Origin of the sequence: Actinophytocola sp., from assembly GCF_045807065.1 — a bacterium.
Classification (GTDB): Bacteria; Actinomycetota; Actinomycetes; order Mycobacteriales; family Pseudonocardiaceae; genus Actinophytocola.
Genome location: NZ_JBJMIE010000273.1, coordinates 1 through 21182 on the forward strand (window position 1 = coordinate 1; position 21182 = coordinate 21182).

General features: G+C 70.4%; 21 protein-coding genes. 4 read left to right on the forward strand and 17 right to left on the reverse strand.

The genetic code is table 11. The features are described from left to right. Window positions 1-319: 319 nt before the first annotated feature. The 6 genes from ACJ73U_RS15855 to ACJ73U_RS15880 are packed head-to-tail and all read right to left on the reverse strand — an operon-like array spanning window position 320 to window position 5117. Window positions 320-1453: a DUF1015 family protein gene (locus tag ACJ73U_RS15855; protein ID WP_407778386.1), complete on the reverse strand. Its 1134-nt coding sequence runs from the start codon at window positions 1451-1453 to the stop codon at window positions 320-322. Between the two features lies 1 nt (window position 1454). Further along, entirely contained in the window at window positions 1455-2192 is a 738-nt protein-coding gene (locus ACJ73U_RS15860; RefSeq protein ID WP_407778387.1) for a pseudouridine synthase, read from the reverse strand. After that, window positions 2182-2952 carry an SMC-Scp complex subunit ScpB gene (gene scpB / locus ACJ73U_RS15865; protein WP_407778412.1) on the reverse strand — a complete coding sequence of 257 codons (771 nt, stop codon included), beginning with the start codon at window positions 2950-2952 and terminating at the stop codon, window positions 2182-2184. The genes ACJ73U_RS15860 and scpB overlap by 11 nt, the downstream gene beginning before the upstream one ends. Window positions 2953-3005: 53 nt before the next feature. Then, complete coding sequence (locus ACJ73U_RS15870) at window positions 3006-3854, reverse strand: segregation and condensation protein A (protein WP_407778388.1); 849 nt, start codon at window positions 3852-3854, stop codon at window positions 3006-3008. Continuing rightward, window positions 3844-4173, reverse strand: coding sequence for a hypothetical protein (locus tag ACJ73U_RS15875; RefSeq protein WP_407778389.1), 330 nt, complete (start codon window positions 4171-4173; stop codon window positions 3844-3846). The genes ACJ73U_RS15870 and ACJ73U_RS15875 overlap by 11 nt, the downstream gene beginning before the upstream one ends. Continuing rightward, window positions 4170-5117 carry a ParA family protein gene (locus tag ACJ73U_RS15880; protein WP_407778390.1) on the reverse strand — a complete coding sequence of 316 codons (948 nt, stop codon included), beginning with the start codon at window positions 5115-5117 and terminating at the stop codon, window positions 4170-4172. The genes ACJ73U_RS15875 and ACJ73U_RS15880 overlap by 4 nt, the downstream gene beginning before the upstream one ends. 155 nt (window positions 5118-5272) lie before the next feature. Between ACJ73U_RS15880 and ACJ73U_RS15885 the strand changes: the two genes are divergently transcribed. Then, on the forward strand, window positions 5273-5659 hold the full coding sequence (locus ACJ73U_RS15885; RefSeq protein ID WP_407778391.1) for a VOC family protein: 387 nt from the start codon (window positions 5273-5275) through the stop codon (window positions 5657-5659). Window positions 5660-5696: 37 nt separating this feature from the next. Here ACJ73U_RS15885 and ACJ73U_RS15890 read toward each other — a convergent pair whose 3' ends face one another. The 3 genes from ACJ73U_RS15890 to ACJ73U_RS15900 all read right to left on the reverse strand — a co-directional run bounded on the left by ACJ73U_RS15890 (window position 5697) and on the right by ACJ73U_RS15900 (window position 7884). Continuing rightward, window positions 5697-6677 (reverse strand): polysaccharide lyase family 1 protein, encoded by a 981-nt coding sequence (locus ACJ73U_RS15890; protein WP_407778392.1) that lies wholly within the window; start codon window positions 6675-6677, stop codon window positions 5697-5699. Window positions 6678-6775: 98 nt separating this feature from the next. Further along, the gene (gene xerD / locus ACJ73U_RS15895) at window positions 6776-7678 is read right to left on the reverse strand and encodes a site-specific tyrosine recombinase XerD (RefSeq protein WP_407778393.1); all 903 of its coding nucleotides are present in this window, start codon (window positions 7676-7678) and stop codon (window positions 6776-6778) included. After that, window positions 7675-7884: a hypothetical protein gene (locus ACJ73U_RS15900; protein ID WP_407778394.1), complete on the reverse strand. Its 210-nt coding sequence runs from the start codon at window positions 7882-7884 to the stop codon at window positions 7675-7677. The genes xerD and ACJ73U_RS15900 overlap by 4 nt, the downstream gene beginning before the upstream one ends. Window positions 7885-7968: 84 nt before the next feature. On the opposite strand from ACJ73U_RS15900, the gene ACJ73U_RS15905 reads away from it, so the two are divergent. Next, the gene (locus tag ACJ73U_RS15905) at window positions 7969-8457 is read left to right on the forward strand and encodes a DUF1707 domain-containing protein (protein ID WP_407778395.1); all 489 of its coding nucleotides are present in this window, start codon (window positions 7969-7971) and stop codon (window positions 8455-8457) included. Here the strand turns inward: ACJ73U_RS15905 and ACJ73U_RS15910 are convergent, their stop codons facing one another. The 6 genes from ACJ73U_RS15910 to ACJ73U_RS15935 form a co-directional block, all read right to left on the reverse strand. Continuing rightward, on the reverse strand, window positions 8458-9387 hold the full coding sequence (locus ACJ73U_RS15910) for a hypothetical protein (protein WP_407778396.1): 930 nt from the start codon (window positions 9385-9387) through the stop codon (window positions 8458-8460). 104 nt (window positions 9388-9491) lie between these two features. Then, the gene (locus ACJ73U_RS15915; RefSeq protein ID WP_407778397.1) at window positions 9492-10190 is read right to left on the reverse strand and encodes a FadR/GntR family transcriptional regulator; all 699 of its coding nucleotides are present in this window, start codon (window positions 10188-10190) and stop codon (window positions 9492-9494) included. Window positions 10191-10204: 14 nt separating this feature from the next. Continuing rightward, window positions 10205-10969 carry a 3-oxoacyl-ACP reductase gene (locus ACJ73U_RS15920; protein ID WP_407778398.1) on the reverse strand — a complete coding sequence of 255 codons (765 nt, stop codon included), beginning with the start codon at window positions 10967-10969 and terminating at the stop codon, window positions 10205-10207. Between the two features lie 3 nt (window positions 10970-10972). Further along, on the reverse strand, window positions 10973-12337 hold the full coding sequence (locus tag ACJ73U_RS15925) for an aldehyde dehydrogenase family protein (RefSeq protein ID WP_407778399.1): 1365 nt from the start codon (window positions 12335-12337) through the stop codon (window positions 10973-10975). Beyond that, window positions 12334-13095, reverse strand: a complete 762-nt coding sequence (locus tag ACJ73U_RS15930; protein WP_407778400.1) for a gamma-glutamyl-gamma-aminobutyrate hydrolase family protein — start codon at window positions 13093-13095, stop codon at window positions 12334-12336. The genes ACJ73U_RS15925 and ACJ73U_RS15930 overlap by 4 nt, the downstream gene beginning before the upstream one ends. Continuing rightward, on the reverse strand, window positions 13076-14440 hold the full coding sequence (locus tag ACJ73U_RS15935) for a glutamine synthetase family protein (protein ID WP_407778401.1): 1365 nt from the start codon (window positions 14438-14440) through the stop codon (window positions 13076-13078). The genes ACJ73U_RS15930 and ACJ73U_RS15935 overlap by 20 nt, the downstream gene beginning before the upstream one ends. Before the next feature lie 256 nt (window positions 14441-14696). Between ACJ73U_RS15935 and ACJ73U_RS15940 the strand changes: the two genes are divergently transcribed. Beyond that, entirely contained in the window at window positions 14697-16133 is a 1437-nt protein-coding gene (locus ACJ73U_RS15940; protein WP_407778413.1) for an amino acid permease, read from the forward strand. 196 nt (window positions 16134-16329) lie between these two features. Beyond that, window positions 16330-18234 carry a GDSL-type esterase/lipase family protein gene (locus tag ACJ73U_RS15945; RefSeq protein ID WP_407778402.1) on the forward strand — a complete coding sequence of 635 codons (1905 nt, stop codon included), beginning with the start codon at window positions 16330-16332 and terminating at the stop codon, window positions 18232-18234. 507 nt (window positions 18235-18741) lie between these two features. On the opposite strand, the gene ACJ73U_RS15950 is transcribed toward ACJ73U_RS15945, so the two are convergent. Then, window positions 18742-19368: an NUDIX domain-containing protein gene (locus tag ACJ73U_RS15950; RefSeq protein ID WP_407778403.1), complete on the reverse strand. Its 627-nt coding sequence runs from the start codon at window positions 19366-19368 to the stop codon at window positions 18742-18744. Continuing rightward, complete coding sequence (locus ACJ73U_RS15955; RefSeq protein ID WP_407778404.1) at window positions 19365-21068, reverse strand: CTP synthase; 1704 nt, start codon at window positions 21066-21068, stop codon at window positions 19365-19367. The genes ACJ73U_RS15950 and ACJ73U_RS15955 overlap by 4 nt, the downstream gene beginning before the upstream one ends. Between the last annotated feature and the right edge of the window lie 114 nt (window positions 21069-21182).

The following is a 21182-nucleotide window of genomic DNA, read 5'->3' on the forward strand; positions in this document are numbered from 1 at the left end:
CGTAAGTCACCCATTGGTGGATCTCACGGCGCTCGGCGGTGAACTCGCGGACGCCCGCAGTAGTGGTCGATCCCGTACCCGGATGCGGCGGCTAATGCGGACGCCGCACGTTCACGCGCCCGGTGATCGCGGCCAGGCCGATGAGGCCAGCGAACGTGACCGTCGGCGCCGGAGCACGCCACGAGGCTGGCGTGAGACGGCCGCGCCGACGGCGGTGACGTCGAGGACCGCGCCGGTGGCGGTCATCCACGACACGTTGCCGTGGCCAACGGGTCGCGGCCGTTGACCGCGTGCGGGAAGCGTCTTCTCGTGAGCGAGGTCAGCCGCGGACCTGTGCGTGTAGGTCCGCGAGCAGCAGTCCGCTGCGTGGCTTCGGTGTGAAGTAGGTGCTCTTGCGGGGCATCCGGCGGCCCGCCGCGTGCTCGGCCAGGACCGTGGCCAGTGGGATCGGCGCGAGTTCGATCACCGCGTCGGCGTTCGGTGGTGGGGTGCGGCCGGCGGGCAGCGGCTGGACGTTCGGACCTGCCGGGTCCAGGCGGAGTGCCCGCGCGATCAGCACCTCCTCCACGGTCGCGTGGTCCAGCCCGCCCGGCAGCTCGACCTCGAGGATGCCGGTCCGGCACCGGACGACCGCCCTACCCGGTTCGGTCGGGGCCGGCGCGTCAGCCACCTCGCGGACGGTCAGGCCCGTTCCCCGCCACGTCCCGGCCAGGTCGGCTGCCGTCAGGCCGGTGTCGGTCAGCACTCGGTGGATCGCGCCGATGCGCAGGGCCGGGCCGGCCGTGACCAACGCCAGCATGCTCACGCCCGCGACCGCCGCGGCGGCGACGCGGTGGTTGCCGTCCGCCACCATCAGCGGATGGGTTCCCACCGCCGCCAGGAGCGAGACGTCCCTGGTGAGCCACAGGCGGTGCCGCCGCCCCGTGGAGTCCACGGTGGACACCACGGGTGACTGGCCGGCCGTGTGGGCGCGGACCTCGGCCGTCAGCTCGTCCCGCTCCCCCACCGGCACCAGCATGGCGGCGCTGGTGGCGCAGCCCAGCCCGGTGAGCACCGCCGCGCGTTCGCGGACGATGTCCGGGTAGACCTCCTCGCTGTGGCGTACGCGTCCGGTGCCGACCGCGGCCGGGTCGACCATGCACAGCACGCCGCACGCCGAGCCGTCCGGGCCGTCGACCTCGTACGGCGCGACCACCGTGGACACCTCGCGGTACGCGCTGCGGAGCAGCGCCGAGAGCGTGTTCCTGGCCGCCGGCAACGACTCCAGCAGACCACGACCGCTGGCGACCGACTGGGGTGTCCGATGTGGATGCTGGACGGCCAGCAGGGTGGCGGAACCGCGGTGGGCGAGGGCGTCGATCACGCGGTCGGGTTCGGCGAACTCGTCGACGTCCGGGCCCGGTACCTCCTCGCGGACGACCCAGCCCCGGGTGATCGGCCGTACCCAGCTCATGTCAGAGGTCGACCGCGGCGAAGAGCGAGCCGACCTCCGGGCGGGTCAGCGGGCGGATCGCGCCGGACCGCTGGTTGCCGAGGTGCACGTTGCCGATCTGGGTGCGAACCAGCGTGCGCACCGGCAGGTCGACGGCGGCGAGGAGCCGGCGGACGATGTGGTTGCGGCCCTCGTGCAGCACCACCTCGACCATCGCGCGGCCGCCGCTGGTGTCGACGACGCGGAAGGCGTCGACCCTGACCGGGCCGTCCTCGAGTTCGATGCCCTCGCGGAGCCGGCGGCCGATCGCGCGGGGCACCGGCCCCGGCACCTCGGCGAGGTAGGTCTTGTTGACGGTGAAGGACGGGTGCATCAGGCGGTGCGCGAGGTCGCCGTCGTTGGTGAGGAGCAGCAGGCCCTCGGTGTCGGCGTCGAGGCGGCCGACGTGGAAGAGGCGCTCGTCGCGGCCGCGGATGTAGTCGCCGACGCAGGGACGGCCGCGGTCGTCGGACATGGTCGTGTGCACGCCGCGCGGCTTGTTGAACGCGAGGTACACCATGTCCTCGCGGACCACGACCCGCACGTCGTCGACGTGGATGACGGCCTGGTCGGGGTCGACGCGCCGGCCGAACTCGGTGACCACGGCCCCGTCGACCTTGACCCGTCCCTGGGCGATGAGGTCCTCGGCCGCGCGCCGCGAGGCGACTCCGGCGCGGGACAGCACCTTCTGCAGGCGCACGCCCTCCGGTTCAGAGTTCATCGATGGAGTCCGCCTCCGGCAGCAGGGGCGCGATCGGCGGTAGATCGTCCAGGGAGGACAGTCCGAGGCGCTCGAGGAACAGTTCCGTGGTGCGGTAGAGGAAACCGCCGGTTTCGACGTCGGTTCCGGTCTCCTCCACCAGCCCACGGGCGAGCAGGGTACGGATGACACCGTCACAGTTGACACCGCGCACGGCGGCGACCCGGGCACGCGTCACAGGCTGACGGTAGGCGATGACCGCGAGGGTTTCGAGCGCGGCCCTGGTGAGCTTGGCGCGCTGCCCGTCGAGCAGGAGTTTCTCGACGTAGGGGGCGTAGCGGTCGCGGGTGTAGAAGCGCCAGCCGCCCCCCGCCCGGCGCAGGTCGATACCCCGGTCCTGGTCGGCGTACCTGTTCGACAGGAGGCGGAGGTGCTCAGCCACCCGCAGGGGCGTGGTGGTGAGCGCGGTCGCGAGAGCCTCCTCCTCGACAGGCGAGTCGACGACGAGGAGAAGCGCCTCGAGCGCGGACTCCAGGTCGGCGTCGCTCAAGGCGGGTAGGCCGTCCTCGCCCTCGTCGGCGTCACCCGAGGACGCGGACGCGGGTGGTCCAGTGGCCGAGTCACCTTCAGAGGCGGTGGTTGACTGGTCCGGTGGCTCAGCCACTGGACCAGTCGCGGGCTCAGCGGAGGGAGGCTCAGCCGGTTCGGGGTCTTCGGCGGGTTCCGGTGTGGTCGGCTCGTCCGGTGGTTCGGGCGTTGGCGGTGGTTCAGGCGTTGGCAACGCCAGCTGGGCGGACGGCTCCTGCGGCTCCGCTTGCTCTGGGTGCTGGTCGCTCACCCGTACTCCTCCTCGTCGTCGGGGGTTGGGGACTCCGCGGCGGCGGTTGCTTCCGCCACGCTGCCGCCCGTCCACTCGACGGTTAGTTCCGCCAGTGCCTCCTCCTGGTAGAAGGCGATCACGTTCTCCTTGTAGAGGTCCAGTAGCCCCAGGAACCGGGCTATCACCTCGACGCTGTGCTCGCAGTCGGCCACCAGGTCGGCGAAGCTCGCTCTGCCCGCCGTTGCCAGTTTGACCCTCAGCACCGCCACGTGCTCGCGGACCGACACCCGGCCCATGTGCAGGTGGTCGATGGACACGGTCGGTGGCGGCTTCGGGCGGAAGACCGTGGCGGCCAGCACGGCGAAGCGGGTCGGGCTGACGCCCAGCATCACCTCGGGCAGCAGCTGCTGGAAGCGGTCCTCCAGCGCGACCGAGCGGGGGTACCGACGCAGCGCGCCCGCCTCCAGCTCCGCGAACAGGGCCGCCACCTGCTTGTACGCGCGGTACTGCAGCAGCCGGGCGAAGAGCAGGTCCCGCGCCTCGAGCAGCGCCAGGTCCTCCTCGTCCTCGACATCGCCCGTGGGGAGCAGGCGGGCCGCCTTCAGGTCGAGCAGGGTCGCCGCGACCACCAGGAACTCGGTGGTCTCGTCGAGGTTCCAGTCGTCGCCCGCGTCGCGGAGGTGGGCGATGAAGTCATCGGTCACCCGGTGGAGGGCCACTTCCGTCACGTCCAGCTGGTGCTGCGAGATCAGCTGCAGCAGCAGGTCGAACGGGCCCTCGAAGTTCGACAGCTTGACCGTGAACCGGCCGCGTGTCGGCTCGGCTTCGGCAGGATCGGCAGGCGGCGGGGTCTCACTCGTCATGACGCAGGCGCCGCACGAGCACCGACTCCTCGCCATGTTCGTCGAGGTCGGCGAGCACGATCGCGATCGCCTCGCGGACCATCCGGCCGCGGTCCACCGCCAACCCGTGGATGCCGCGCAGCGCCAACCGGGCGTGCTCCAGCGCGAGCAGCTCCTCGTCGGACACGTACACGGTGATCTTCGACGTGTGTTTCTGCCGGGGTGAGCCGCGGCGCGACGGCGCCGAGGCAGTCTCCACCCACCCCTGGGTCACGCTTTCCGCGGCACCCGTCGGTCTGAACAGCTCATCCGCACCCGGCAACGAAGGCCGGCGCGTCACCTGGCGGTCACCTCTCGAACGGCCACCTCGCGGGCGATCACCTCGCGGGCCAGCAACCGGTACGCCTTCGCGCCGGCGGACCGCGGCGCCCACACCGTGATCGGGGCGCCCGCGACCGTCGTCTCCGGGAACCGCACCGTCCGGTTGATCACCGCGTCGAAGACCACGTCGCCGAAGCGCTCGACCACGCGGGCCATGACCTCGCGGGAGTGCACGGTGCGCGGGTCGTACATGGTCGCGAGGATGCCGGTGATCTCCAGCTTCGGGTTCAGCCGCTCGCGCACCTTCTCGATCGTGTCGGTGAGCAGCGCGACCCCACGCATGGAGAAGTACTCGCACTCCAGCGGGATCAGCACCCCGTCAGCGGCGGTGAGCGCGTTGACCGTCAACAGGCCGAGCGAGGGCTGGCAGTCGATCAGGATGTAGTCGTACACGTCGACGACCGGCCGTAACACCCGCAGCAGCGTGTGCTCGCGGCCGACCTCGGCGACCAGCTGCACCTCGGCGGCGGACAGGTCGATGTTGCTCGGCAGCAGGTCCATGTTGTCGACGCCGGTGCGGATGATCGCGTCGGCGACGGTGATCGACCGCTCGATCATGACGTTGTAGATCGTCTTGTCGAGCATGTGCGCGGGCATGCCGAGACCCACGGACAACGCGCCCTGCGGGTCGAAGTCGACGATCAGCACCCGACGGCCGAACTCGGTCAGCGCGGCACCGAGGTTGATCGTCGAGGTGGTCTTGCCGACGCCACCCTTCTGGTTGCACAGCGCGATGACCTTCGCCGGACCGTGGCCGTTGAGCAGCGGCGGCTCCGGGATCTGCCGTTTGGGTCGGTTGAGCGGCCCCGTGCCGTTGGTGCCCTCGTCGAGCACCTCGTCCTCGTCGGAGACCGCCCTCGGTGCGAGGCTTAGCTCCTGACCCGAGGGGTGCAATGTCGACATATCGACCTAGCTCCTTGTAGTCCGCGCTGTGCGGGGAAGCTTAGAGATTGCTCACCCCCACCGGCAAAGAGGCTCGCCGCCGCGACGGAGACTTTGTGGAATAAACATCGTGACCTGCGGGTTTGCCTTGGCAAAACGATCTCCCGGGAGGGAAAATGCCCGTTCGCCAGCTCCGTCTCGTCGTCACGGCCGATGACTACGACGCGGCGGTCCGCTTCTACCGTGACGTGCTCGGCATGGCCGAACGGGAGGCCGTGCAGCCGCCGCGGGGCCGCGTGATGATCCTGGACGCGGGCGCGGCGACCCTGGAGCTGGCCGAACCGGCGACCGCGGCGTACATCGACGAGGTCGAGGTGGGGCGCCGGGTCTCCGGGCACATCCGGGTCGCGTTCGAGGTCGACGACGTGCGCGGCGACACCGAAGCCCTGCGCGAGGCGGGCGGCGAGGTGCTGGCGGAGCCGAGGCGGACCCCGTTCAACTCGACGAACGCACGCGTCGAGGGACCGGCCGGGCTGCAGCTCACGCTCTTCGAGATGAACTGACCCCGGGCGGTCCCCACGGCGTGAGCCTGTCGTGCCGTCAGATCTTCCCGACGCCGACCCCGGCCCGCACGATCGCCGGGACGTCGGCCGGGTTGTCCAGGGTGTAGGGGTAGTACGTGCGTGGCTCGGTCACCGTGCCGGCCGTCTCGGGTGTACCGGAGTTCACGAACACGTTGTCGCGAGCCACCAGCCGGCCGGGGCCGCTCTTGTCGTAGCCGACGTAGCTCGGGTGCGCGACGTTCTCGAAGTAGTTGCCCTCCACCAGCACGCCCGCGTCCATCGTGGACGCGACGCCGTACAGCGAGTTGTCGCGGTAGTAGTTGTTGAACACGTGCACCGGGTCGCCGAACCGCACGCGCGGGTGGCGCTGGTCGGTGCCGTCGAAGAAGTTGTGGTGGTAGGTCACCTTCAGGTGGCCGATGTCGTCGGTGTAGGTGTCCGAGTGACCGAGCAGCGCGGTCTTGCTGTGGTCGTGGAAGTGGTTCCAGGACACGGTCACGTAGTCCGACTGGCGCTTGATGTCGAGCAGGCCGTCGAAGCCGTTCGAGAAGTCGTTGTGGTCGATCCACACGTGGTGCGCGGCGTTCGTGACGCTGACCGAGTCGTCGGAGGCGTCGGTGAACGTGATGTTCCGGACGATCACGTTGTTGCCCGGCCGGGTGGTCGACCCCATCTGCAGGCCGCCGCCCGAAATCTCGGCCGTCGATCCCACGCCGACGATGGTTTTGTTCGCGACCACCGTGATCATGTCGTCGAACGTTATCCGGCCGGACACCTGAATCGTGTACGGGGTGTTCAGGCCGGCGTAGTGCGCGAGGTCGGTCGAGTTGGTGACGGTGACGGTCGGGCCGGCGGCGCCACCCGTGGTTCCGTTCTGGCCCAGGGCGTTCACGCTGGCGAAGCCGATCGGTGCGTCGGCGACGGAGGCGACCGACGCCGCGGGTGCGGGCGACCCGGACAGTATTGGGAGCGCGAGCAATATCGCGGGCAAAAGGGCAGGGCGAAGCAGTGGGGGCATCGTTGCCTCCGCATGTTCGGAATCAGCAGGGGACGCGCGGAAAGCGCTTGCCCAATGACGGTAGAGCCGGATTCTCGGCGCGTCAATGGGGCAAGCGCTTACCCGCGTGCTCGCGGGTGGGCCGTCGCATACACCTCGCGCAGGGTGTTGACCGTGACGAGCGTGTAGATCTGGGTCGTGGTCACCGACGCGTGGCCGAGCAGCTCCTGCACCACGCGGACGTCCGCCCCGCCCTCCAGCAGGTGTGTCGCGAACGAGTGGCGCAAGGTGTGCGGGGAGACCGACGCGGTCAGCCCGGCCTGTTCGGCGGCCACCTTCAGCGTCTGCCACGCGCTCTGCCGCGACAGCCGCCCGCCGCGCACGTTCAGGAACACCGCGGGACTCCCCCGCCCGCCGGCCGCGAGCCCCGGCCGCGCCCGCACCAGGTAGGCGTCCAGCGCGTCGAGCGCGGGCCGGCCGATCGGCACGAGCCGCTGCTTGCCGCCCTTGCCGTCCAGCAGCACCGTCCGCTCGGTGGTGTCGATGTCGTCCAGGTCCAGCCCGACGGCCTCGGAGATCCGCGCGCCGGTCGAGTACAGCACCTCCAGCAGCGCTCGCTCCCGCAGGCCGGACGGCGTCTCCAGCAACCGCAGCACGTCGTCGACGGGGAGCGCCTTCGGCAACCGGCGTGGCGCGGCCGGCGGCCGCACCTCGCGGGCCGGGTCCAGCGCCACCAGCCCCTCACGCACCGCGAACCTGTGCAGCCCACGCACCGCGACCAGCGCCCGCGCCGCCGAGGACGCGGCCAGTGGCGGGTGCTCCTCGGTGCCCGACCGCAGCACCGCGAGGAACGCCGACACGTGCGCCTCGCTCACCGCGTCGAGCGACGGCACGCCGAGGGAGGCCAGGTGCCGCTCGTACCGGCGCAGGTCGCGGGCGTACCCGTCGAGCGTGTTGCGCGCGGTGCCGCGCTCGACGGTCAGGTGGTCGAGGTAGGAGGTGATCACGTCCGCGACGGTCATCCGGGTGGCATTCCGGGTGCCCGCGCCACCTGCCCGAGCACGACCTTGCCGTCGGTGACGTCGAGGCCCCTGGCCAGGGCGGGATCCTCCGCGCCGGTCTCGACGAGCACGTCGTGGCCGTGGTGCACCGGCTCGGTCACCCCCGCCGGGGTGATCGCCACCCGGTACTCGTGGTTCTTGACCGCGCGAGGCACTCCGACCAGCATCGCCCACACCTCCGTCGGGCCGGAGCCTAGTACCGGGGGACGTTCCCCCGCCGGCACGGCGCGCCTTCCCGCTAGAGTTGGCCTGTGACCGACAGCGACAGCCTCCGCATCGGCACCGCGGAGCGCGAGTCCGCGGTCAAGCTCCTCTCCGACCACATGTCGGCGGGCCGCCTCTCGCTCGAGGAGTACGAGGAGCGGATGGCCGCCGCGCTCGAGGCGCGGACCGTGGCCGACCTGAAGCCGCTGTTCGCGGACCTGCCGCAACCCCACCCGGCGTTCATGGCGGCGCCCCCACCCGCGCTGCCGCCGCCGACGGGAGTGCCCGCGTACTACCCGCCGCCGGCGCCACCCGTACTGGCCGGACAGTCCGATCGCTACCGGGTCGCGGCCGGGGTGTTGCAGATCGTGCTGCCGTTCGGCATCGGCCGCTTCTACACCGGCCACACGGGTCTGGCGGTGGCGCAGCTGGTGACGAGCTTCGTCGGGATCGGCGTCATCTGGTGCATCATCGACGGGATCATCATGCTGGCGAGCGGCGGCACGGACGCCGAGGGTCGGCCGCTGCGCCTCTAGTCAGCCGGTGAGGTAGAACTGCGCGCCGTTGAAGTCGCCGTTGCCCTCGTACTGCCCGCCGGCCGACAGCTCGGTCGCGTGCACGTCGAAGGTCTGGTCGGGAAAATGGCGGTAGAACTCCTTCTGCGGAATGGGGAGCGTGGCCGCGAAGGCGCCATGGCAGTCCGTGGTCGCCTCACCCATCTGGTCGGCGTGGAACGTGATGCTCACACGCCCGTTGGCGATGAAACCGACGCCGCTGACGGTGATTTCCGTGTCGGCGCTGCCGCGGTTGGGAGTCAACGTCAGCTGCGGGCTCTGCGCCCGCCCGCAGTCGCCGGCGGGAGGAATTCCGTTGTCGGTCGGCTGCGTGTTCTCGCCCGGTGGCGCGGCCGCTCCGCCGAGGTTGGTGTCGGTGTCGGAGCCCGGGTGGGGCGAGCCGTTGGTGGTGTCGCTGTCGAGCAGGTTCGTCACCACGACGAGCACGGTGGCGCCCAGGCCCAGCACGAGCGCGATGATGAGCACGAGCCCACCGAAGTTGATCCGCGTCCGGCGGCTGTTGTCGGTGCGCCGGCTCTGGTCGACCGAACCGTTGATGGACGCCGCCTGCACGACCTGACCGGAGACATCGCCGTCGACCTCGTTGTGCGCGATGTACTGGTTGGCGCGTGCGGGAGAGCCAGCGACGGCACGTTCGAGGGCGGCGGCGAACCGCGGGTCCTGATCGACCAGTTCGGCGAGTTTCGCGGCCGCCACGTATTTCTTTCCCCGGTTGTTCGGCGCGTTCTCGAGTTCCGCGAGAACCTCTGAACCCGCCGACGTCTGGCGCATGTGCCCGGCGACCAGTGAATACAACTGTTCGGCCGGACTCCCCGGAATGCGGGCGGTCGCCGTGGCCAGGTACGTCGCCGTCAGCTCGACGGCTCGTGTCGCGAGATCGATGGCTGCCACGGTATCTCCGGGAATTCGGCGACTCGTTCAGCACAGCCTACGACGAGATTGCGCCCGGACCAGCTTCTCGACTGGACAGATGAATGACAGATGGGGACGTCGCGTCATGCGCACAGGAAGCCGCGCAGGAGCGCGGCCGTGCCGGCGAGGTGCTCGGCCATGGTCTGGCGCGCGGCGGGCACGTCGCCGGACAGGATGGTCTCGACGACGGCCTGGTGCTGGGCGTTGGAGTGCTCAATGTTGGCCGCCAGCAACGGGATGGCGCCGAGCAGTTCGTTGACGCGGGAGCGGATGTCGGCGACCGCGGTGGTCAGTGACGGGGAGCCGGCGACCTCGGCGATGGCCAGGTGCAGGCGGGAGTCGCGGCGGCGGTACTCGTCCTGGTCGGTGTCCACTCCGGACACCTCCACGAGCGCGGCGGCCAGGTGCTGGCGGTCGGCGGGGGTGAGCGCTCGCGCGGCCGCCGCCTCGGCCGCGCCGCTTTCCAGCACGTGGCGCAGGGTGAGGACGTCCTCCAGGTCGCCGGGCGGCGCCACGCGGCGTGCGGGCGCCGGCAGGGACTCCGCGACGAACGTGCCCCCGTAGCGGCCGCGGCGCGACTCGACGTAGCCGGCGTCGGCGACGGCGCGGATCGCGTCGCGCAGGGTCACCCGGCTCTCGCCCAGCCGGGCGGCCAGGTCGCGTTCGGCGGGCAGCCGCTCCCCCGGCGCGGCGACGCCGAGCCGGATGGCCTGGAGTAGTCGCTCGACCGTCTCCTCGAAGGCGTTGCGCGTGCGCACCGGCCGGAAGAGCGCGGCGGTCACTCCCTTGTGGACTGTCACAGCGGGGTGACGTACGCGCCCGAGATCCCGCCGTCCACCAGGAACGTCGACGCGGTCATGTAGGAGGAGTCGTCGCTCGCGAGGAACGCCGCGGCCGCCGCGATCTCCGACGCTTCGGCGAAGCGGCCCATGGGCACGTGCACGAGCCGCCGCTGCGCCCGCTGCGCGTCCGAGGCGAACAGCTCCTGCAGCAGCGGGGTGTTGACCGGGCCTGGGCACAGCGCGTTGACGCGGATGCCCTCCCGCGCGAACTGCACGCCCAGCTCCCGGGACATCGAGAGCACCCCGCCTTTCGAGGCGGAGTAGGAGATCTGGGAGGTCGCCGCGCCCATCACCGCGACGAACGACGCGGTGTTGATGATGGACCCCTTGCCCTGCCTGCACATGTGGGGAAGCACGTACTTGCAGCACAGGTACACCGAGGTGAGGTTCACCCGCTGCACCTTCTCCCACGCCTCGAAGCCGGTGTCCAGGATGGAGTCGTCCTCGGGCGGGGAGATGCCGGCGTTGTAGAAGGCGACGTCGACGCGGCCGTGGTCGGCGACCACCTGGTCGAACATGGCCTCGACGGCGCGGGCGTCGGTGACGTCGCACGTGATCGCGGCGCCGCCGGTCTCCTTGGCGAGCGTCTCGATGGCGTCGGTGTTGACGTCGACACCCACCACGACGGCGCCCTCGTCGGCGAATCTCCTCGCCGAGGCGAGCCCGATCCCGCTGGCCGCCCCCGTGATGACCGCGACCCGGTCCTGCAAGCGCTTCACTGACTACCCCTCCGTGGCGATGAACACGTTCTTGGTCTCGGTGAAGGCGGCCAGGGCGTCCGGCCCCAGCTCCCGGCCGAGCCCCGACTGCTTGACGCCGCCGAACGGCGTCCAGTACCGCACGGACGAGTGCGAGTTGACCGACAGGTTGCCGGCCTCCACGCCGCGCGCGACGCGCATGGCGCGCCCGAGGTTCTCGGTCCAGATCGAGCCGGACAGGCCGTACTCGCTGTCGTTGGCCAGCCGGATGGCCTCGGCCTCGTCGGCGAACGTCTGCACCGTGACCACCGGGCCGAACACCTCCTCGGTCACGATCCGGTCGGTGGCCTCCCGTGGCACCACGACCGTCGGCGGGAACCAGAAGCCGGGTCCTTCCGGCGCGCTCCCCCGGATCGCGACCGGTGTCTCGGTGTCCACATAGGACGCTACGGAGGCGAGGTGCGCCGCGGAGATCAGCGGGCCCATCTCGGTCTTCTCGCTCGCCGGGTCGCCGACCACCACGCCCTGGACGGCCGGTTCGAGCAGCTCCATGAACTTCTCGAAGGCGCCCCGCTCCACCAGGATCCGGGAGCGGGCGCAGCAGTCCTGACCCGCGTTGTCGAACACGCCGTACGGCGCGCTGGCGGCCGCCTTCTCCAGGTCGGCGTCGGCGAACACGATGTTGGCGTTCTTGCCGCCGAGCTCGAGGGTCACCCGCTTCACCTGGGCGGCGCAGCCGGCCATGATCTGCCGTCCGACCTCGGTCGAGCCGGTGAAGACCACCTTGCGCACCAACGGGTTGTCGACGAACCGCTGGCCCACGACCGAGCCGCGGCCGGGCAGGACCTGGAAGACGTCCTCGGGGATGCCGGCCTCGCGGGCCAGCTCGCCGAGCCGGAGCGCGGTGAGCGGGGTCAGCTCGGCGGGCTTGAGCACGACCGCGTTGCCGGCGGCGAGCGCGGGCGCGAACCCCCAGCCGGCGATGGGCATCGGGAAGTTCCACGGCACGATCACGCCGACGACACCCAGTGGCTCGGCGAACGTGATGTCCACGCCGCCCGGCACCGGGATCTGCCGGCCGAACAGGCGTTCCGGTGCCGCGGAGTAGTACTGGAGCACGTCGCGGACGTTGCCGGCCTCCCACCGCGCGTTGCCGATGGTGTGGCCGGAGTTGCGGACCTCCAGGTCGGCGAGGTGGTCCACGTCGGCGTCGACGGCCTCGGCGAACCGGCGCAACAGCCGGGCCCGGTCGGCGGGCGCAAGCGCTTTCCACGCCGGCAGGGCGGCGTGAGCGCGTGCGATGGCCGCGTCGGTCTCCTCCGCCGATGTCTGCTCGACCCGCGCGACGACATCCTCGGTCGCCGGGTTGATCACGTCGGTCACGCTCATCCCCCTGCCGCCTCCACCAGTGCCTGGAACAACCTCCGGTCAGCGACCTGGCCTCGCTGCCGCTCGGCGTTCGCCTGCCCGTACCCGCTCATCCCGTCCACCTCGGGATGCCACTGGACCCCCAGCACGAAGTCCGGGCCGGCCAGCTCGATCGCCTCGACCACGCCGTCGCCGGCCCACGCCACCGGGACCAGCCCCGGGGCGAGCAGGTCGACCGACTGGTGGTGGTGGCAGTGCACGTCCATCTCGGACCCGACGATCGCGGCGAGCCGGCTGCCGGGCGCGGTCTTCACCGGCACCCGCCCGTACGTGCCGGGTGTCGGCAGGTGGTCGTCGTTGCCGAAGACGTCCGGCACGTGCTGGTGCAGCGTGCCGCCGAGCACCACGTTCAGCAGCTGCATGCCGCGGCACACCCCGAGCACGGGCACGCCGTTGGCCAGGGCGGCCTCGACCAGCGTGTGCTCGGCGAGGTCCCGGTCGGGCCGCGGGGGCCCGGTCGCCGGCGCGCGGTGCGCGCCGTAGTGCACCGGGTCGACGTCCGCGCCGCCGGCGACCACCAGACCGTCCACCCGGGACAGCACGCCCGCGTTCATCTCGCCGACCGGCGGCAGCAGCACGGGCACGCCACCCGCGACCACCACCCCGTCGAGATAGTCGCGCTGCAGCACCGCCGCCGGTAGGTCCCACACACCGAACCTGGTCTGCTCCAGGTACGTGGTGATGCCGATGACGGGCGGGCTAGAGGCGCTCGAAGCCACGGATCCGCTCCCAGTCGGTGACGGCGGCGTCGTAGGCGGCCAGCTCGACCCGCGCGTTGTTGAGGTAGTGCGCCACCACGTCGTCACCGAACGCCGCGCGCGCGAGCTTGCTCTCCGCGAGCAGTTCGGCCGCGTCCCGCATGTTCGACGGCACGCGTGGGTTGTCGGTGCCGTAGGCGTTGCCGTGCAGCGGCGGCGCCAGCGGCAGCTCGTTCTCGATGCCGTGCAGGCCGGCGGCGATCAGCGCGGCCACGGCCAGGTACGGGTTCACGTCACCGCCGGGCACCCGGTTCTCCACGCGTAACGACTCGCCGTGGCCGACCACGCGCAGCGCGCAGGTCCGGTTGTCGATACCCCACGCCACGGCCGTCGGCGCGAAGCTGCCGTCCACGTACCGCTTGTAGGAGTTGATGTTCGGCGCGAAGAAGTAGGTCAGCTCGCGCAGCGCGGCCTGCTGGCCGGCGAGGAAGTGCGTCATCAGCTCGGAGAACCCGTGCTCGCCGTCGCCGGCCAGCACCGGCGAGCCGTCCGTGCCGCGCAGGCTGATGTGGATGTGGCAGGAGTTGCCCTCGCGCTCGTTGTACTTGGCCATGAACGTGAGGCTCTTGCCGTGCCGGGCCGCGATCTCCTTCGCGCCGGTCTTGTAGATGCTGTGGTTGTCGCAGGTGGACAGTGCGATGTCGTACCGGAACGCGATCTCGTGCTGGCCGGGGTTGCACTCCCCCTTCGCCGACTCCACGTACATCCCGGCGCCGGTCATCCCGTTGCGGATGGCCCGCAGCAGCGGCTCGACCCGCCCGGTGCCGAGCATGGAGTAGTCCACGTTGTACTGGTTGGCGGAGGTGAGGTCGCGGTAGCCCCGCTGCCAGGCCTGCTCGTAGGTGTCCTCGAAGACGATGAACTCCAGCTCGGTGCCGACGTAGGCGGCGAGGCCGCGCTCGGCGAGCCGGTCGAGCTGGCGGCGCAGCACCTGGCGCGGCGACGCGGGCACGGGACCGCCCTCGACCCACTCGATGTCGGCCAGCACCAGGGCCGTGCCCGGGTGCCACGGCACGAGCCGCAGTGTGTCGAAGTCCGGGCGCAGCACGAAGTCGCCGTAGCCGCGTTCCCACGAGGACATCGCGTAACCGTCGACCGTGTTCATCTCGACGTCGACGGCGAGCAGGTAGTTGCAGGCCTCGGTGGCGTGCGGCACGACCTCGTTGAGGAAGTACTCGGCCGCGCAACGCTTGCCCTGGAGCCGGCCCTGCATGTCGGTGATCGCGACGAGCACGGTGTCGATCGTCCCGTCGTCGACGAGCGCGCGGAGGCGGTCGAGGGTGAGCATGCCGTCGCGATGACCCATAACAGTCTCCAAAGGATCAGGGCTGACCCATTGACGCCTTCTTTACACGGGTGCACGCTGCACCTGTCATCGAACCACTGTAGTCGCGACCGACTTGATCACAACACCCAAAGGACTGATGCTGGCCCATTAGGCCCATTAGAGAGGCGCCTCCGTGACGACCGACAGCACGAAACGTACGACCCAGCCCGCCTCCCACTCCGAGGACGAGAAACGACTGCACGAACTCGGCTACGCGCAGGAGCTCGCCAGGCGGATGTCCGGCTTCTCGAACTTCGCGGTGTCGTTCACGATCATCTCGATCCTCTCCGGCTGCCTCACCCTGTACGGCACCGGCATGAACACCGGCGGCCCCGCGGTCATCGTGTGGAGCTGGCCGTTCGTGGGCCTGATGACCCTGCTCGTCGGGCTGGCGATGGCGGAGGTCTGTTCGAGCTTCCCGACGGCGGGCGGCCTGTACTACTGGTCGGCGAAGCTGGCGCGGCGGAACGCGGCGGCCTGGTCGTGGTTCACCGGGTGGTTCAACTTCCTGGGACAGGTGGCGGTGACGGCCGGTATCGACTTCGGCGCCGCCTCCTTCCTCAACGCGCTCCTCGACCTGCAGTTCGGCTACGCGGTCACTCCCGGCCACACGATCCTGCTGTTCGGGGTCATCCTCGTGGTGCACGGGCTGCTCAACACGTTCGGTGTCAAGCTCGTCGCGCTGCTCAACGACATCAGCGTGTGGTGGCACGTCGTCGGGGTGCTGGTGATCGTCGGCGTGCTGGCGTTCGTGCCGGACAACCACCAGCCCGCGTCGGTCGTGTTCGGCCACTTCGTGAACAACACGGGCTGGGCCTCGTCGCTGTACGTCGGCCTGCTCGGCCTGCTGATGGCGCAGTACACGTTCACCGGCTACGACGCGAGCGCCCACATGACCGAGGAGACGCACGACGCCGCGCGCAGCGGCCCGCGCGGGATCGTCATGTCGATCATCGTGTCGCTGGTCGCGGGCTGGGTGCTGCTGATCGGCCTGACGTTCGCCATCCAGAACTACGCGACGGAGGCCGGCGCCGCCGTGCCGCCGGCGCAGATCTTCCTCGACGCGGTCGGCGCGACCGGCGGGAAGCTGCTGCTGCTGATCGCGGTCGGCGCACAGCTGTTCTGCGGCATGTCGTCGGTGACCGCGAACTCGCGGATGATCTATGCGTTCTCCCGGGACGGCGCGCTGCCGGGTTCGTCGTTCTGGCACCGCGTGAACAAGCGCACCAGGACGCCGACGAACGCGGTGTGGCTCGCGGCGGGCGGCGCGTTCGTGCTGGGGCTGCCCTACCTGTGGAACTCGACGGCGTACTTCGCGGTGACCTCGATCGCGGTGATCGGCCTGTACATCGCCTATGTGCTGCCGACGTTCCTGCGGTTGCGCCAGGGCGAGGCGTTCCAGCGCGGCCCGTGGCACCTGGGTCGGTGGAGCAGGCCGGTCGGCATGGTCGCGGTGGTGTGGGTCTGCTTCATCACCATCCTGTTCATGCTGCCGCCGAAGAGCCCGGTCACCGCCGAGACCTTCAACTACACGCCCATCGCCGTGCTGGTGGTGCTCGGGTTCGCCGGCATCTGGTGGCTGGCCTCGGCGCGGAAGTGGTTCACCGGTCCGAAGGTCCAGGGCAGCGCGGAGGAGTTGGCCGCGATCGAACGCGATCTGGACGTGATCTGAGGTGACCTGACCTGGAGCGCGCTCCAGGGAACATGGCCGCCGCCCGCCTCGTCGGCGGTCGGGGCCGGGAGCTGACCGAGTAGTCCGACCTGCAGTTTGGTGCCATGGCACCGCGGGCATCTTGACACGTCCGTGACCGGCCACTCACAATCGGTGAGCGCTATGGGAGCGCTCCCAGAAAGGTGGGTGCCTGGCCATGTTCCGCGCTCTGTCCCTCGTGGTGGCCCTGGTGATCGGTGTGGTCGTCGCGCCACCCGCTGCCGCTGCGGCCGGTGACGTCACCGATCCCAACATCGTCTACGTCGGCCGGTGGTCCACCACGACCACCACCGCGACGCCGAACTGGACGGGCGCGTACTTCTCGACGCGCTTCACCGGCACGACCGTCAGGGTCAAGGCCCGCGACGCGGTCAACTTCTACGCCAGCATCGACGGCGGCGCGGACGTGTTCTACGCCGGCGTGCGCGGCACGGTGAACCTGACGCCGACCCCGCTCGCCACGGGGACGCACTCGCTGCGGGTGGCCTACCGGTCCGGGGACACCGTCTTCCTGGGACTCGTGCTGGACCCGGGCGCCACCACCGCCCGGCCGTCGCTGTCCACGAAGCTGGTGGAGTTCGTCGGCGACTCCATCACGGCCGGTGCGCTGACGGACAACCTGGCGATGAACGCGTACGGCTGGGTGCTCGGCGAGCGGCTCGGGGTGCGGCACACGCAGATCGCGCGGTCGGGGTACTGCCTGGTGGCCCAGGACGGGTGCGTGGGGCAGCGCACGCAGTTCTTCCAGACGGCCAGCACGGGCACGGCGGCGTGGGACTTCTCGCGCTACCAGGCGAACGCGGTGGTGGTCAACCTGGGCACGAACGACATCGGGCACGGGGTCACGGGCGCGGCGTTCCAGTCCACGTACACGGACTTCCTGCGGGCGGTCCGCGCCCAGTACCCCAACGCGGTGATCTTCGCGATGGAGACGTTCAAGAAGCGGTACGTGGCGGAGACGCAGGCCGCGGTGCGCGCCGTGAACGACCCGAACGTCCGCTACGTCAACACGGAGGGCTGGCTGACGGTCGGCACCGACTACGAGGACACCGACGGCCACCCGAACGAGGCGGGCCACGTCAAGGTCGCCGACCGGCTCGCCCCGATCATCGGCCCGGCGATCGGTGTGCCGTCGGCGCTGACGGCGGGCGACGGCACCCCGACGGACCCGAACATCAGGTACTTCGGGCGCTGGGACACGAGTTCGCCGACCTCCTACGTCTCGGAGTGGGCGGGCGCGTACGTGCTGGTCGGCTTCACCGGCACCACGGTGCGACTGCGGCAGCGCGGCACGATCGACCTGTTCGCGAGCATCGACGGCGGCCCGGACGTCTCGTACACGAACGTCAGCGGCACGGTCAACCTGACACCGACCCCACTCGCCGCGGGCACGCACCGGTTACGGGTGTCGTACCGCCCGGTCGCCGGCTCCTACCACGGCGACGCGGTGTTCCAGGGCGTCACGCTGGACGCCGGCGCGCGGACCGTCGTGCCGCCGACCCCGTCGCGGATCATCGAGTTCGTGGGCGACTCGATCACGGTCGGGCAACTGTCGTCGAAGCAGGCGCTGACGGCGTACGGCTGGCTGGTGGGCGAACGGCTCGGCGCGGGACACACCCAGATCGCGGTCGGCGGCGCCTGCCTCTACCCGGCGCCGGACGGCTGCATCGGCATGAGCGAGCGCTTCCTGCACACCGGCTTGGACGCGTCGACACCGCCGTGGGACTTCGCGCGCTACCAGGCGAACGCGGTGGTGATCAACCTGGGCACGAACGACGTCGGGCACGGGGTGACGAGCGCGCAGTTCCAGAGCGCGTACGTCACGCTGCTGCGCAACGTCCGCGCGAAGTACCCGACCGCGACGATCCTGGCGCTGGAGACCTTCCGGAAGCGGTACGTCACGGAGACCCAGGCAGCGGTGGCCGCGGTCGGCGACCCCAAGATCCGCTTCGTCAACACGGAGGGCTGGATCAACGAGGCCACCGACACAGTCGACAACGTCCACCCGAACGACACCGGCCACCGCAAGATAGCCGACCGACTCACACCACTCCTCGCTTGAACAACTCGCCACCAAGGCGGCTGGGTCTCGAAGCGACTGGGTCTCGAGGCAGCTGGTTCCGAAGCGGTCCGGCCCTAAAGCGGCTGGGTGTCGAAGCGGCCAAGCCTCGAAGCAGCCCGCCCCCAAAGCGGCTCGGCTCAGTGTGGGTGGTTTTGAGGTGCGTGCGGCCTCGGATGGGCTGGTTTCTCAGTGGATTGGCTCCGCGATGGGTTGGCCTCGCAGCGGCCTCCGAGTGGTGGCTCCCGCGTGCATCGACGCGTGGATGGGTTGGCGCGCGGGTGGTTTTGGCGCGCGGAGCGTTCAACGCGCGGCGCGATCAGGCTCCCGGGTCGGCTCGGCGTGGGAATTGGCTTGGCCTCCGGCCCCCGGTTACCAGTCTCTCACGAGCCGCCGACAACGCCGCCCACCTTGTCCACAGGCGACAGCTTGTCCACAGCCCCGCACTCGCCGCCCGATTCTGTCGGCGTGCACCGGTAGGCTGGATTCCGGGGCCGGAGGCCGCCGGGGTCAACTCCGCCGTGATGGGAAGCGGGTGGGTTGGTCCTCCCACGGCGCGTCCGCTGGGCGGCCTGTGGCCGCCGAAGCGCGAACCGTCTGTGCCGCGAGGATTCCGCCGACCGTGGCTCCGTTGACGATCTCCCCGGCCAGGGTCATCCGCACCGCCTCGGTCAGGGGAACCTTGCGGGCCACCAGGTCAGCCTCCTCCTCACCGAGTGTTTCTCTGTCCACAACAGACAGTCCGGTTGCCAGGTACACCCGCACCACCTCGTCGGTGAAGCCTGGTGACGCGGCGACGTCAACGAGGACCGACCAGTGCTCGGCGGCCAGGCCGACCTCCTCGACCAGTTCGCGCTTGGCGGTCTCCAGCGGGTCCTCGCCGAGGTGGTCGATCAGGCCGGCGGGCAGTTCCCAGATCCGCCGTCCGAGTGGGTGCCGGTACTGGTGGATGAGCGTCACCTGGTCGTCGTCGTCCAGGGCGACGATCGCGACCGCGCCGTGGTGTTCGACCACCTCGCGGGTCGCGTGGCCGCCGCCGGGCATGGCCACCTCGTCGGAGCGCAGGGCGAGGATGCGGCCGACGTAGACGTCCTTGGTGGACAGGACGGTGAAGTCGTGCTGGCCGGGCTCGGTCACGAACGTGCCCCCGCTCCGGACGGCTCCGGCAGCTCCACCGGCAACCGTTCCGCCGCCTTGCGGGCCAGTGCGGCCTTCACGAAACCGGCGAACAGCGGGTGCGGCCTCGTCGGGCGGCTCTTCAGCTCCGGGTGCGCCTGCGTACCGACGAAGAACGGGTGCACGTCCTTCGGCAGCTCGACGTACTCGACCAGGTGCCCGTCCGGTGACAGGCCCGAGAACATCAGGCCGGCCTTCGACAGCTTGTCCCGGTAGGCGTTGTTGACCTCGTACCGGTGGCGGTGCCGCTCGGAGACTTCCCTTGTCCCGTAAGCGTTTGCCACGACCGAACCGGCCGTCAGCCGTGCCGGGTACGCGCCGAGCCGCATCGTGCCGCCCATGTCGCGCTCCCCCGCCACGACGTCCTCCTGGTCGGCCATCGTGGAGATCACCGGGTGCTTGGTGGTCTCGTCGAACTCGGAGGAATTGGCGTCGGCGATGCCGGCCAGGTGCCGGGCGCTCTCGATCACCATGCACTGCAACCCCAGGCACAGGCCCAGGAGGGGGATCTTGTTGGTGCGGGCGTACTCGATGGCGCCGATCTTGCCCTCGATGCCACGCACCCCGAAACCGCCGGGAATCAGGATGCCGTCCAGGTTGGCCAGCATCGCCGCGGCGCCGGCGGGGGTCTCGCAGGTGTCGGACGCCACCCACACGATGTCGACCTTGGCGCGGTGGGCGAACCCGCCGGCACGCAACGCCTCCGTGACCGACAGGTACGCGTCCGGCAGGTCGACGTACTTGCCGACGATCGCGATCCGCACCGTCTCCTTCGGATCGTGCACGCGGGTGAGCAGGTCGCCCCACACCGTCCAGTCCACATCGCGGAACGGCAGTCCCAGCCGGCGGACGACGTAGGCGTCGAGTCCCTCGGTGTGCAGGACCTTCGGGATGTCGTAGATGGACGGCGCGTCCGGCGCGGCGACGACGGCGTCGATGTCCACGTCGCACATCAGCGCGATCTTTCGCTTGAGGCCGCCGGGAACCTCGCGGTCGGCCCGGCACACGATCGCGTCGGGCTGGATGCCGATGTTGCGCAGCGCGGCGACCGAGTGCTGCGTCGGCTTGGTCTTCAGCTCGCCGGACGGCGCCAGGTACGGCACGAGCGAGACGTGCAGGAAGAAGCAGTTGTCGCGGCCGACGTCGTGGCGGACCTGCCGCGCGGCCTCGAGGAACGGCAGCGACTCGATGTCGCCGACGGTGCCGCCGATCTCCACGATCACCACGTCCGGCGCGTTGCCGTCCTCGCCGGGCTCGGCCATGCCGCGGATGCGGGCCTTGATCTCGTCGGTGATGTGCGGGATGACCTGCACGGTGTCACCCAGGTACTCGCCGCGCCGCTCCTTGGCGATCACGCGCGAGTAGACCTGACCGGTGGTCACGTTCGCGGCGCCGACCAGGTTCCGGTCGAGGAAGCGCTCGTAGTGCCCCACGTCCAGGTCGGTCTCGGCGCCGTCCTCGGTCACGAACACCTCGCCGTGCTGGAACGGGTTCATCGTGCCGGGGTCGAGGTTGAGGTACGGGTCGTGCTTCTGCATGGTGACCCACAGCCCGCGGGCGGTGAGCAGCTGGCCGAGGCTCGACGCGGTCAGACCTTTGCCGAGCGAGGAAGCGACCCCACCGGTCACGAACACATACTTGGTCGTACGTGAGTGTTGCACCAGGGACGCCCCCCGTGGTCGGGCCTTGGGCCCGAATCCGTTACTGGCGATACCGTTCTCAGCGGGGCTCCCCGCCTGACTCTCCACGGGGTTTCACCGTATCACCTGCGCCCG

Excerpts from the sequence above, each read along its gene's own strand:
- ACJ73U_RS15855 (WP_407778386.1), bottom strand. The coding sequence starts at position 1,453 with ATGAGCTGGGTACGGCCGATCACCCGGGGCTGGGTCGTCCGCGAGGAG.
- ACJ73U_RS15860 (WP_407778387.1), bottom strand. The coding sequence starts at position 2,192 with ATGAACTCTGAACCGGAGGGCGTGCGCCTGCAGAAGGTGCTGTCCCGC.
- ACJ73U_RS15870 (WP_407778388.1), bottom strand. The coding sequence starts at position 3,854 with ATGACGAGTGAGACCCCGCCGCCTGCCGATCCTGCCGAAGCCGAGCCG.
- ACJ73U_RS15880 (WP_407778390.1), bottom strand. The coding sequence starts at position 5,117 with ATGTCGACATTGCACCCCTCGGGTCAGGAGCTAAGCCTCGCACCGAGG.
- ACJ73U_RS15885 (WP_407778391.1), top strand. The coding sequence starts at position 5,273 with ATGCCCGTTCGCCAGCTCCGTCTCGTCGTCACGGCCGATGACTACGAC.
- ACJ73U_RS15890 (WP_407778392.1), bottom strand. The coding sequence starts at position 6,677 with ATGCCCCCACTGCTTCGCCCTGCCCTTTTGCCCGCGATATTGCTCGCG.
- xerD (WP_407778393.1), bottom strand. The coding sequence starts at position 7,678 with ATGACCGTCGCGGACGTGATCACCTCCTACCTCGACCACCTGACCGTC.
- ACJ73U_RS15900 (WP_407778394.1), bottom strand. The coding sequence starts at position 7,884 with ATGCTGGTCGGAGTGCCTCGCGCGGTCAAGAACCACGAGTACCGGGTG.
- ACJ73U_RS15925 (WP_407778399.1), bottom strand. The coding sequence starts at position 12,337 with ATGAGCGTGACCGACGTGATCAACCCGGCGACCGAGGATGTCGTCGCG.
- ACJ73U_RS15935 (WP_407778401.1), bottom strand. The coding sequence starts at position 14,440 with ATGGGTCATCGCGACGGCATGCTCACCCTCGACCGCCTCCGCGCGCTC.
- ACJ73U_RS15940 (WP_407778413.1), top strand. The coding sequence starts at position 14,697 with ATGTCCGGCTTCTCGAACTTCGCGGTGTCGTTCACGATCATCTCGATC.
- ACJ73U_RS15945 (WP_407778402.1), top strand. The coding sequence starts at position 16,330 with ATGTTCCGCGCTCTGTCCCTCGTGGTGGCCCTGGTGATCGGTGTGGTC.